8 protein-coding genes are annotated in these 12631 nt (G+C 36.4%); 5 read left to right on the forward strand and 3 right to left on the reverse strand.

From position 1 onward, the window contains the following. The first annotated feature begins 286 nt into the window (after nucleotides 1-286). The 5 genes from K350_RS0111805 (at nucleotide 287) to K350_RS31085 (ending at nucleotide 8859) form a co-directional block, all read left to right on the forward strand. A complete protein-coding gene (locus K350_RS0111805; RefSeq protein ID WP_028980092.1) occupies nucleotides 287-3646 on the forward strand; it encodes a S8 family serine peptidase in 3360 nt (1119 codons plus the stop codon). Between the two features lie 67 nt (nucleotides 3647-3713). Continuing rightward, nucleotides 3714-4973 carry a competence/damage-inducible protein A gene (locus tag K350_RS0111810; RefSeq protein ID WP_037575298.1) on the forward strand — a complete coding sequence of 420 codons (1260 nt, stop codon included), beginning with the start codon at nucleotides 3714-3716 and terminating at the stop codon, nucleotides 4971-4973. Between the two features lie 100 nt (nucleotides 4974-5073). Beyond that, nucleotides 5074-6411: a dihydrolipoamide acetyltransferase family protein gene (locus K350_RS0111815; RefSeq protein WP_028980094.1), complete on the forward strand. Its 1338-nt coding sequence runs from the start codon at nucleotides 5074-5076 to the stop codon at nucleotides 6409-6411. A 145-nt stretch (nucleotides 6412-6556) separates the two neighbouring features. Further along, complete coding sequence (locus tag K350_RS28455; protein WP_051313072.1) at nucleotides 6557-7036, forward strand: NUDIX hydrolase; 480 nt, start codon at nucleotides 6557-6559, stop codon at nucleotides 7034-7036. Nucleotides 7037-7062: 26 nt separating this feature from the next. After that, nucleotides 7063-8859 carry a MutS-related protein gene (locus K350_RS31085; protein ID WP_051313073.1) on the forward strand — a complete coding sequence of 599 codons (1797 nt, stop codon included), beginning with the start codon at nucleotides 7063-7065 and terminating at the stop codon, nucleotides 8857-8859. A 93-nt stretch (nucleotides 8860-8952) separates the two neighbouring features. Here K350_RS31085 and K350_RS0111830 read toward each other — a convergent pair whose 3' ends face one another. From K350_RS0111830 to K350_RS0111840, 3 genes are all read right to left on the reverse strand, one after another. Next, nucleotides 8953-9339, reverse strand: a complete 387-nt coding sequence (locus K350_RS0111830) for a GtrA family protein (RefSeq protein WP_028980095.1) — start codon at nucleotides 9337-9339, stop codon at nucleotides 8953-8955. Nucleotides 9340-9660: 321 nt separating this feature from the next. Then, a complete protein-coding gene (locus tag K350_RS28465) occupies nucleotides 9661-10281 on the reverse strand; it encodes a toxin-antitoxin system YwqK family antitoxin (RefSeq protein ID WP_051313074.1) in 621 nt (206 codons plus the stop codon). Continuing rightward, nucleotides 10268-12307 carry a toxin-antitoxin system YwqK family antitoxin gene (locus K350_RS0111840; RefSeq protein ID WP_037575429.1) on the reverse strand — a complete coding sequence of 680 codons (2040 nt, stop codon included), beginning with the start codon at nucleotides 12305-12307 and terminating at the stop codon, nucleotides 10268-10270. Before K350_RS0111840 ends, K350_RS28465 begins: the two co-directional genes overlap by 14 nt. Nucleotides 12308-12631 lie beyond the last annotated feature (324 nt).

Consider the following 12631-nt stretch of genomic DNA (forward strand, 5'->3'; position numbering starts at 1 on the left):
TTCGCCATATGGTTTGAATCAATTTAATCTCCCTCCTAAACGCACTTACAAAATACCTTAACAATCAAAACTTTAACACAACAAAACTCCACATAAATTAAAATTTATTTACTTTTGATTTTATCAGGGGATATAGATATTGAAAATACCCTAGTTCCCATCCAAAAAATTCAATTATTTGAATTTAAAATTGTATTTTAGATACATTGATAGTACCTGGAATTCAAAATAAAAAATATACCTGGGAATTATCCCGCTCGTTTTAATAGATAAAAAATCACCTCTTATGCATAAGAATTATCTACTTTTTATTTTACTCTGTTTATTCTTTTTTCCGACAAATGCCCAAAACAAAAAGGAAAGTCCGGGCATTACCACAAACAAACGAGGCCGGAAAATTTTACAAAATACGATCAATATTAAATTAAAGCCTGGTGTATATGATTCGGTAAAGTCAGGAAAACTGAATTTACAACCTGAATTAAAAAAATTACTCAAGCAAGCCCAAATCGAGGAGGTGAAACCCATGTTTTCCGATCTTGATATTCAGCCTTCACACAAAAGAAAGTTCTGTTCAGGAATTGAAAGACTTCACACTATTAAATATTCTTCCAACTATACCATCGAAGATATCATAGAATTGTTAATGAAAACAGGCTATGTTGAATATGCTGAACCAGTGTTTGTGGAAGAATTGCTTTATATTCCCAATGACCCAAAAGCTCAACCCTATATCAATCAAAATGACACCAGTCTGTTTTATCTTTCTCGTATAAAAGCTTATGAAGCCTGGGATATACATAAAGGCGATACCAATACTGTAATTGGAATCATTGATACAGGGGTCAGACCAACACATGAGGATCTCAAAGACAATATAAAACTCAACTGGAACGACCCAATTGATAATGTTGACAACGACCAAGATGGTTACATTGATAATTTCATGGGATGGGACCTTGGAGACGGAGACAATAACCCCACTGCAGACGGCTCCCCACATGGAACTGAGGTATCATCCTTAGCCGCTGCCACTGGCGATAATGGCAAAGGTGGAATTGGTACTGGATTTAAATGCAAATTCTTACCGATAAAAGCCTCTCCCACAAATGCAGGAGGTGCCATAGCATATGGATATCAAGGCCTGGTATATGCTGCCAGACAAGGGTGCAAAGTTGCAAACCTTTCATGGGGAGGCACCGGAGAATACTCTCAGGCAACCCAAGATATTATTAATTATGCTGCATTAGAAAAAGATGTATTAGTCCTGGCTGCTGCCGGAAATACGAATAAAGAACAAGATTATTATCCCGCCTCTTATGACAATGTTTTAAGCGTTGCATCTTGTGACACCATATACTCTCCTTCTGCAGGAAAACTAATTGAAACTCGAAGACTTACTTATAGTACCAATGTAGATATTATCGCACAGGGAATTAATATTACCATAGCTTCCAATAGCGGGGATAACCAATACCTCAGAGATGGAGGAAGCTCCTTTTCAACTCCCATTGTTGCAGGAGCTGCAGCTTTGGTCAGATCCAAATTCCCGAATCTTTCGGCCATACAAGCCGCTGAACTAATCAGAGTAACAGCCGATGTAATGGATACATTCCCTGAAAACCTTGCTTTCCGAGGCAAAATGGGAAAAGGAAGATTAAATATGTACAGAGCCTTGACTGATTCTATTTCTCCTGCAATCAGGGTTGTCAACTATTCTTACAAAGGATTATATGGAACTTACACTTATGCAGGCGATACAGCTAAGCTCTCTGTTCAATTTAAGAATTATCTGAAACCGTCATCAGCAAACTTAGAAGTAAGTATATCCTGTGATGCATCTTTTGTACAGATCAAGGATAATAAAATTAATATCGGAGCACTTAATACACTCCAAACAATTGAGAAAAACGATGATGTATTTTCTTTAATAATAGATCAAAATACTCCAAATAATTCATTGGTAAAATTCAGATTGGACTTTAAAGACCCTTCTACAAGTTATATTGATTACCAGTATATCACCTTACTCATCAATCCCGATTTTCGAATTGTTGATACCAATCTTGTAAACTTGACTGTTGCTGGCAATGGAAGATTAGGACATAGTGATAAAGAAATGAAAAGAGGAGAAGGAATGATATTTAAAGGATCATCTATGATATATGAATCTGGTTTAATGATAGCAACAGATAAAAATACAGTATCCGATTGCGTTCGAACCGACCCATATAATACTGATGAAGACTTTGAAGCTACTAAATCAATATCATTTGTTAGGCCAATTCATTCTAATGAAGAAACCTACGCTGAGTTTCAAGACATAAGAACAGTTGGCACTAAAGTAAAAGTAAAGCAAAGAACTTATGCATGGAAAAATAGTCCAAATGATAGTTATATCATAGTAGAATATAATATTCAAAATGCTTCAGGTGTTACCATCGATTCCCTTTACACAGGGCTCTTTACTGATTGGGATATTAATGATTATGACTATAATAGAGCCGACTATGACTATACAGACAGTATTGGATATTGTTACAATACATTTCTTAACGGTCTTTATGGTGGAGTCGCTATTCTCACTAAAGATAAACCGGTCTGTTTTTCTATGGACAACGGAAATGTTGCTGGCACTATAAATCCAAATGATAGAGTAGACGGCTTCACCAGTCAGGAAAAATTCACAACATTATCCAAAGGTATTGGCCGAAAACAAGCTGGCGCAAGTGGCGCAGGATATGATGTATCACAAGTTGTCGGAGTTTCTTTGTACAATATAAAAAACGAAGAATCCCGAACTATTGCTTTTGCTTTTATCGCTGCCGAGAATCTATATGATTTAAAAATGAGCTCTAGAGCAGCAAGAAGTAAATATCATGAAATTAAGAAGAGCCCTTTACCAGTCGTACAAAACACCTATTCGTTTTGTAAAGGTGAACAGACTGATATAACAATAACCCCAACTAACGGTAGCACCTTTAATTTCTATAAATCTCCTGGACCTCCAAATCTATTATATACAGGTTCTGAATATCATATAAGTAATCTTTCCAAAACAGATACTATTTTCATAAGCAATGTTGACTCTCTGTTTGAAAGCAATCTTGCTAAAGTAGCTTTAAACTTCTATGAAAGAAGTCAGGCGGATTTTTCTGTAATTCCAGATACAGTAGTTGACATTAATTCCAGAGTATACTTCGTAGACCAAAGCTCAAATTCTGTCAACAGACTTTGGGATTTTGGGAACGGCAATACCTCTGCTGCGTCACTAGCTTCATTTACTTATGATACACCAGGAAACTTTGATGTAAAGCTGATTGCTGAAAATAATTACGGATGCAATGATACTGTTACAAAAACAATAAATGTAAGAGTAGCGACTTCTTTAAATGCCTCAAGTGAAGGACTTGTAAATATTTATCCTAACCCTGTAGAAAACAATTTAACTTTGAATTTAACCCAAGTAAACAATGCTTGCACCATTTCAATAGTGAATTTACTCGGTGAAGAAGTATTTACAGAATATCTGGATACGCAGGTCAGCAGCAAAGAAATTAATACATCTAACCTGACATCAGGTGTTTATTTTTTAAGAATTGTTTCAGGAAATATGACCTTGACAAAAAAATTCAATAAGCTATAAATACTAAAACAATTTTCATGATATTTAGCCTTCCACTGTTAAAGTTGGAGGCTTTTGTTTTTTAATTATGAAAATAGTTCAGGCAGAAATACTTACCATAGGAGATGAAATACTCTATGGGCAAATTACAGATACCAATTCTCAATGGATTAGTGAGCAACTCACTTCCATTGGAATAAAGGTTATCAGAAAAACATCTGTAGGTGATGAAGGAAGTGAAATGGTCAAAGCCATTCAGGAAGCTGAGCTTCGGGCAGATCTTATTATTATTACCGGAGGCCTTGGACCAACTTCCGACGATCTCACCAAGCCTGTTTTAACACAATACTTTAATACCAGGCTGGTCCTTCATGAAGAAGCATTAAAAGATCTTACTGCCTTTTTTGAAAGACGAGGCAGAGAGCTTACTGAGATAAACAGGCAACAGGCGTACCTGCCCGCAAGTTGCTCTATTATCAGAAACTTTTATGGCACTGCCCCTGGTATGTGGTTTGAAAGAAACGGAAAAGTTCTCATATCAATGCCTGGAGTGCCTTATGAGATGAAAGCAATGATAAGAGAACAGCTGATACTCAGGATAAGTTCTTATTTTAATCCTCCTGTTATCATTCACAAAATGATCCGTACTTCTGGCATAGGAGAATCATTTTTGGCTGAAAAAATCAAACAGTGGGAAGATAACCTACCCTCTTTCATCAAACTTGCTTACCTACCTTCTCTGGAAGGAGTCCGACTGAGGTTGACGGCCATTACAGACAAGGTCAATGAGTCTGCAACAGACAATCAGCTTGAAAACGAAAAAGAAAAACTGGTAAATCTTATTGATGAATATATTTATGGGTATGGAGAAGAAAATCATGAGCAGGCACTGGGGAAATTATTAATTAAACATAAGCTCAGTATCAGTGCGGCTGAAAGCTGCACTGGTGGACTGATATCATTCACTATCACATCTGTGCCGGGTAGTTCAGAATATTTTAAAGGCAGCATCGTTTCTTATAATAATGATGTTAAAATAAATGTACTTGGAGTAAAAAAAGAGACACTTGAAGAATATGGTGCTGTAAGTGAAGCTACAGTATTACAAATGGTTGAAGGAGTACAGAAAATCTTAAAAACCGATATAGCAGTTGCAACCACTGGAATAGCAGGTCCGGGAGGCGGATCAGTGGAAAAACCGGTAGGTACAATTTGGATAGCGGTAAGAATTGGAAATAAAACCAAAACCAAAAAGCTTCAATTAGGGAATATCCGCGAAAATAACATGAAAATGACGACCTATGCCGTTTTCAACCTGATCAGGGAAACTTTGCGGGAAAAGAATTGAGAAAACCTTCAAAAATATTAACTTTGACCGGATTTGAAGGTTTTGATTCGAAAACACTTAAGATCACTTTAACTTAACAGGCTAATAGTAAACAGCTTTTATGGCATTAGTAGAAATGGTGATGCCCAAAATGGGCGAAAGCATCATGGAGGGGACAATACTCCGTTGGTTGAAAAATGTGGGAGATAAAATTGAGCAGGATGAATCTGTTCTTGAAGTAGCGACGGATAAAGTTGATACAGAAGTCCCGTCAACAGCTTCAGGTATTTTAAAAGAAATACTTGCTCAGAATGGAGATGTAATACCTGTTGGAAAACCGATAGCAATTATTGCTACTGATGGGGATGAACAAAGCACATCTATAGCAACGCAGTCTAATAAAACACAAGCAACATCCGCCAAACCAGAACCGATACCTGCCATTGCCAATGAAATGAAGGCTCAATCCCACATTTCAAATGGAGAATCATTAAGATTTTATTCCCCACTTGTCATGAACATCGCCCGTCAGGAAAATGTAACCATGGCAGAACTGGAATCAATCAGAGGTACCGGCAAAGATGAGCGCGTTACCAAAAATGATATACTTGATTATATCCAGAACAGAAAAACGTCGCCAGTTGCCACTCCTGAAACGCAGCAGATAAAAGAACCTGTTATAACAGAGCAGAAAAAAGAATCCGCTCCTCTTGAACAGATAAAGCCAGCTCAGTCACTAAGCGGTAATTATGAAATTATTGAGATGGACCGCATGAGAAAAATGATTGCGGACAGAATGGTTGAGTCTAAGAGAGTTGCTCCTCACGTTACTTCATTTGTTGAAGCAGATGTTACCAACATCGTCTTCTGGAGAAACAGAGTGAAGCAGGACTTCATGGAAAAAGAGAATACTGCACTTACATTTACTCCTATCTTTATAGAAGCTGTAGTTAAAGCATTAAAAGATTATCCAATGGTTAATGTCTCTGTCGACGGAGATAAAATCATTGTTAAAAAAGACATAAATATAGGTATGGCAGTTGCCCTACCTAGCGGAAACCTGATAGTACCAGTAATCAAAAATGCTGATCAGCTTAACATCATTGGTCTTACTAAAAAGGTAAACGATCTTGCAAGAAGAGCAAGAGCTAACAAACTTACTGCGGACGACCTTTCTGGAGGAACTTATACTGTTTCAAACGTAGGCTCTTTCGGAAACATGATGGGAACTCCGATAATCATGCAGCCTCAGGCAGGTATACTTGCACTAGGTGCTGTTATTAAGAAACCTGCAGTAATCGAAACACCACAAGGTGACACGCTAGGCATCAGACATATGATGTTCCTCTCCCACTCCTATGATCACAGGGTAATCGACGGTTCACTAGGAGGTATGTTTGTCAGAAGAGTTGCAGACTACCTTGAACAGTTTGACATAAACAGAAAAGCCTTTGCTTAAAGAATTAAAGACATCTATTTGATATTCAAATAATGCAGACCTTTCCAGGTCTGCATTATTTTTTTTACAGATTCAATTAAATAATTCTTCATTGTAAATTTTTATATTTAGCCTTCATAAAATTGTTATAAAGCAACCATTGTCCATGAAACAAAAAGCCAAACTATTATTCTTCACATATCAGGAGAAAGAAAGCCCATATGTATTGCTTGGAAGAAGGATAAGCAAAGAAGGCGAAGAATATTGGTGGATTCCCGGCGGCGGTGTAGAAGCAGGCGAAGAACTTTTTCAGGCCGCAGCGAGAGAACTAACGGAAGAACTAATACCAACAAAGCATATATCAGATACAGTCAACAAATATCAGGAAGTGGCTATTACCCCTCCTTCTATTCAATACACGACAGGTAATTCTGAAAATTATATCTTCTTTATACAGATCAATAACTACAAAGGAATTCTGGAAGATAAAATCGGTATAGTTGATGAATTTGAAGAACTGAAATGGTTTAACCTTAATGATATCCCACAAACCATGTCAAGAGAATTCATTCATCTCAAGGATTATCTTACAAAAGAAAAGATAGAAGCATTTACACAAAATTTTGATTATAAAAGATTCTTTTAACATTCAAACAGAATCAAACGCTGCAGATGGAGAATCCACTGAATACTTCCCCTAAAGATGTTTATGAAAAACACCTTAAGACATCCATTGAAATAAAAAATAAAATAGAAAAAGATCAAAGTCTGACAGGAACTTTGCGTTTGTTTTCGGCTATTGCATTTCTGGCTTGCCTTTACTTTATGTTTCAAGATGCCAATGCTCTTACTGTGCTTGGCTCAGCTGCTTTGCTCTTTGTGTTTATTGCATTTGTAATTAAGAGTCTTAATCTAAAAAGAAAAAAGAAATTTTATACAACCCTGATAGACCTGAATCAAGGAGAATTAAATGGACTTGAAGGGAACCATTCTGCATTCAATAATGGAATTGAATTTATCAATCCTTCTCATCCCTACTCCTATGATCTGGATTTATTCGGAGATGCTTCATTCTTTCAATCTATAAACAGAACATGCCTTCCAGAGTCTTCATTGCGACTGGCTTCAATTTTATTAAAACCACTAAATAAAAAACAATATATATTAGAAAGACAAGAAGCTATTAGTGCATTAAAAGACAAGATTGAATTCAGACAGCACTTTTATGCTCACGGAAGTGAAATTACCAATGAAGAAAGCTCACAGAAAGCACTTCTGGATTGGCTTCAGACAAGTTCTGACATTGTAACCGGATTTATAAGAATAACTTCTTTAACAACTCCTTTTATATGTCTGGCTTTAATAATTTCCTCCCTGTTTGTAGATGGCCTTTGGAGCTATATTATGCTCATTGTTGCATTTCATTGGGCCATATATGGAATAACAGTAAAGAAGATTAATGCCTACCACCAAACCATAGGTAAAAAACATAACTACCTATCGGGGTATCAAAAAGTCTTAGACATTATTCGCAAAGAAGATTTTGATAATAGATCTTTAATATCAGTTAAAACCAATGCAGAGGATGCCCACTTGGCTTTCTCCAAATTGAAGAAACTAACAGGAAGGTTTGATTATAGATTGAATGGATTATTCGGACCTGTTATGAACTCATTTTTCCTTTATGATTTTCATTGTATTCACGCTTTGGAAAAATGGAAAAAAGAACACAATGAACAAGTGAGTCAATGGTTAAATACATGCGAATACCTTGATGCGCTGAATAGCCTTGCTGGTTTTGCTTTTAACAATCCGAGATTTATATTCCCAGTTATTTCAGAAGGTAAACCAAAAGTATATTTCAAATCGCTTGGACATCCACTTATTCCTGAATCGAAAAGGGTCACAAATGATTTTGAACTGGGATCATCGCAAAACCTGATGATAGTGACAGGAGCCAATATGGCTGGTAAGAGTACCTTTTTAAGAGCTGTCGGATTAAATGTTTTATTAGCACAGACCGGCTGTCCTGTTTGTGCTATTCACGGAGAAGCATCAACGCTTGATATTTATTCAAGTATGCGCACTTCTGATTCTCTGAAAGATCAGACTTCCTACTTCCATGCTGAACTGAAAAGACTTAAACTTATCATTGACACTGCTCGCAATGGTACCCCGCTTCTGATTCTTATAGACGAGATGCTTAAAGGTACCAACTCTGATGATAAGCTTTCAGGATCAATAGCTATGGTTGAAGAACTAAAAGACTTGAATTGCGCCTCTATCATTGCAACACACGACCTTGCCTTAGGAGACACTGAATTAAAATATCCTGAAAAGATCTGTAATTTCTGTTTTGAAAGTATTATTCAAAACAACGATGTGACTTTTGATTACAAAATGAGATCTGGAAAAGCAACCAATAAAAATGCAACTTTCCTTATGAAGAAGATGGGAATTATCAGATAGATTTGCGCCCGTTCCTTAATCTTCTAAAAAATATTACAGAATAAATATTATGCAAAATCCTGATGCATAATATTTATCAGAAGTATTAACTTTTCAGGCTTTAAAAACCAGAACTTTTGAACCAAAAAAGTTTGAAAACACAGTAGTACCGGTAGCAATAACCTGAGCAACCATATGGGAAAGGTGGTAATTCTCAACCAAATATTTAAGAATTATGAGATTTACACCTAGAGAAAACAGATAAACCAGAAAGTATTTTAAAATATAAATTTTATTATTGTCTTCTTTAGAAAAAGTCCAGTTTTTATTAATATAAAAACCAGTCAAAAGTCCAGTGAAAAAACCGATTGTAGAGGCAACCAGGTAGTGAATTTGAGTTAATTCGGTCAGCGTTATAAAAATGACATAATTTACTGCAGTGCAAATACCTCCAACTACAGCAAACCGAATAAATTGATCTCTTAGCTTTGTATTAATCATAAATAAGATTCACACATTTTTCAATGCGGTTCGGCTTCTTAATCTCCAAATTTAACATTAAAACCTGAAGAAATTCTGAATTATTATATAAAAGAGTATATATAGTCTTCAAAAAACATCAAAAATACTAAAAATCAGCTATCTAAACGTATATTATTGTCTGATAACCGGATATTTCCTTTCCTGTGGTATCGAGTCTTTCGACCCGACACCTTTAATGAGATTTCAAGAGATGAATACCAAGAAATAGAGAGTGGCCGGAAAGACCTGACACCATGAAAAAAATGGCTATCAAAATCTTTCCTCAAACAATATTATTCCTCAATACTCATATATCATATCCGGCTTACCATTCTTATAAATCGTCCACTCTCCTTTCATTTCGCCGCTGACATAGTTTCCTGAAGATTCTATCTTTTCATTTTTATCAAAAAATTTCGCTGGGCCTTCTTTAATACCGTGATTGTAGGTGGCTTCGTGTAGTAGCTTGCCTGCTTTATCATAAAAATACCAGATGCCTGTAGCTGTGCCAAAAGAATACATCCCTTTATCTTTTACTTTTCCATTCTCATAAAAAGTAAACCATTCTCCTTCCTGCAATCCTTCTTTATAACTCCCCTTTCTGAATACCTTTCCAGATGGATAATATTCGACTGCGGTATCTTCTTCAAGCCCGGATTTCCAGGTTTCAAGTGTACTCAACCTGCCTTTGAAATCATAGCGTTTTACTTTACCATCTAGCACGCCATCACCGTAGTTCTCCTCAGCCATGAGTGTACCATCTTTGTAATAAAACTTCCAGACTCCAACCTTCTTTCCGTCTCTTACAGTACCTTCAGCTTTAACTTTACCATTATCATATTTTTCAACAACAACATCCTGAGCATGCGACATTGTGCTGGCAACAAGGATTATGGCCGTTATTATTTTAAAGATCTTCATCTTCCCCCTCCACATCATAATTTCTCACATCTTTTATCTTACCTTGTTCGTAATATCTCCATACTCCTGATAACTCATCGTCTTTGTATGCCCCTTCAGCTTCAAGCTTGCTTGCATCCGTAAAGAACCTCCATGAACCTGAACGAAGTCCTGCCTTCATTTCTCCTTCTCCTTTCAGAGCTCCATTGTTATGATAATATTTCCATTTGCCTTCAGGCAATCCATTCTTAAATGCCCCTTCAGCAGACAGCTTGCCGTTTTCATTAAAGCTTTTTGAATAGCCATTTCCTCCTTTAACTCCACTTTTAAATATGACTTTTCCATCTTTGGAATAAACATCACCAGAGTTTACCAGCTTACCTTTAGACCACTGATTTTCCTCATTTAGCTGACCATTGCTCCAATATGTTTTCCATGTTCCATCTTCCTGTCCTCCTATATAATTCCCTTCAGATTGTAATTTACCATTCTCGTAATACTCTTTCCATACTCCTGTCTCAAGGCCAGCAGAGTATTCTCCCTGAGATTCAATTGCACCACTTTCATAGAAAGTTTTCCATAACCCGTCTTCCAATCCATTAAGGAAAAAACCTTCCATTGATTTTTCCCCTGATTCAAAAAAACTAGTCCAAAGCCCTGATTTCACGCCATCTTCAAAAGAACCTTCGCTGGCTATTTCACCATTGCTATAATATTCCTTCCAAACACCTTCCTGTTTTCCATTTACATATCCACCTACAGCGGCAAGGGTGTCTGTATCATAAAACTCCATCCAGTCACCTTCCTTTTGCCCATTGATGTAATACCCCTGTGAAAGGATATTGCCATTTTCATGGAACTCAGTCCACAGGCTATCTTCCAACCCTGCTTTATAATATCCCAACGCTACAGGAAGGCCATCTTCATCAAACTCTTTGTAAAGCCCGTCTTCTTTACCATCTTTCCAGTTAGTCTCGGCTGAAAGTTTTCCATTTTCAGAGAATTCTGTCATAACGCCATCTTCTTTGCCTGTCTTGAATGTCAGTTCCATTTTCAGTGCTCCATTTTCATAATATGATCTGGCAACTCCATCCTGAAGCCCATTTTTGTATGGTATTTCTGCAAGTAATTTTCCTGAGGTATAATAAAACAATCTTGTTCCGTTGCCATTTTTAAAAGACCCGGCACTCAGACCAATCCCCTTTTCATTATAATATCCTGGAACATCTGTTAGTTTTCCCATTGTCCAGATTTCATGGACTTTCAGCTGACCTCCTTCATAGTAATATTTCCAATTCCCATCCTGTAAATCATCTTTATATGTACCTGTAGATGCTTTTTGTCCATCTTCAAAAAACTCCTCCCAGGTGCCTGTAGCTTTTCCATCTTTATAAAAACTTCTTGAAGCCAGTTTACCATTTTCATGGTAGCCTTTCCACTCACCCTCTTCTTTACCATCTATAAAAGCTCCTTCCCTTTGTACTATCCCTGAAGGATAGTATTTTTTAGTCAGTGCATTTTCAAGATCATCTTTATAAACTGATTCGTAATAAAGCTTTCCATTATCATAGTATTCTTTCCAGAGTCCTGTTCTTTTACCATCTTTCAAAGCTCCGTCAATTTTTACCTGACCATCAGGATAAAACTCTTTCCAGGCTCCTTCTTTTTTATCCAGCTTATAAGTACCATCAACAGAGAGTTGGCCATTTGAATAGTATTCTTTCCAGGGACCGTCTTGTTTGCCATCTGTGAAGTTTCCTTCAACCTTTAATTTCCCATTATTATAATATTCTTTCCATGGACCACTTTCTTTTCCCGCTTTGTAGGAAGCTTCCAGAGCCAGATTTCCAGTGGAATAAAAATTCTTTACAGTTCCATCTTCACTTCCATGATTATACCCCATTTCAGCTTCCAAAATTCCGCTTTCATCATAGAACTTCCAGATGCCCTGTCTTTGTCCGTTCTCCAGCAGACCTTCTCCTTTAATTTTCGTTTTCGCTTCATCGTAATACTCTTTAGAAATCTGTGCTTGAATGCTTTGTGACATAGAAACAAAGAATACTAAAATTAGAATGAATGAAAATGCTTTTCCTTTAATAATCATGGGTAGAAATATGAGTGACAATAAAACCGGATTTTAAATTAAATATATCCTGTAAATAATCCAATAATTTATATCTAAACGAATTCATCGCTCTTATAGATATCATCCAATTCCTCAAAAAATATACTTCTCATTATCAGGGATTTTAATTTTCAAAAACTTCTTTTAAATTCAAACCTTCAACCAACTTTTAAGCTATGTTATTTTATCAGAATTATTTTCGGGATTTCCGAATTCCACTTACTATTAAGTTTAGGCAAATCGGGT

The organism is Sporocytophaga myxococcoides DSM 11118 (assembly GCF_000426725.1).
GTDB lineage: Bacteria > Bacteroidota > Bacteroidia > Cytophagales > Cytophagaceae > Sporocytophaga > Sporocytophaga myxococcoides.

Coding starts and splice junctions, on each gene's coding strand:
- K350_RS0111840 (WP_037575429.1), bottom strand. CDS start 12,307: ATGTCACAAAGCATTCAAGCACAGATTTCTAAAGAGTATTACGATGAA.
- K350_RS31085 (WP_051313073.1), top strand. CDS start 7,063: ATGGAGAATCCACTGAATACTTCCCCTAAAGATGTTTATGAAAAACAC.
- K350_RS0111805 (WP_028980092.1), top strand. CDS start 287: ATGCATAAGAATTATCTACTTTTTATTTTACTCTGTTTATTCTTTTTT.
- K350_RS0111830 (WP_028980095.1), bottom strand. CDS start 9,339: ATGATTAATACAAAGCTAAGAGATCAATTTATTCGGTTTGCTGTAGTT.
- K350_RS28465 (WP_051313074.1), bottom strand. CDS start 10,281: ATGAAGATCTTTAAAATAATAACGGCCATAATCCTTGTTGCCAGCACA.
- K350_RS0111810 (WP_037575298.1), top strand. CDS start 3,714: ATGAAAATAGTTCAGGCAGAAATACTTACCATAGGAGATGAAATACTC.
- K350_RS0111815 (WP_028980094.1), top strand. CDS start 5,074: ATGGCATTAGTAGAAATGGTGATGCCCAAAATGGGCGAAAGCATCATG.
- K350_RS28455 (WP_051313072.1), top strand. CDS start 6,557: ATGAAACAAAAAGCCAAACTATTATTCTTCACATATCAGGAGAAAGAA.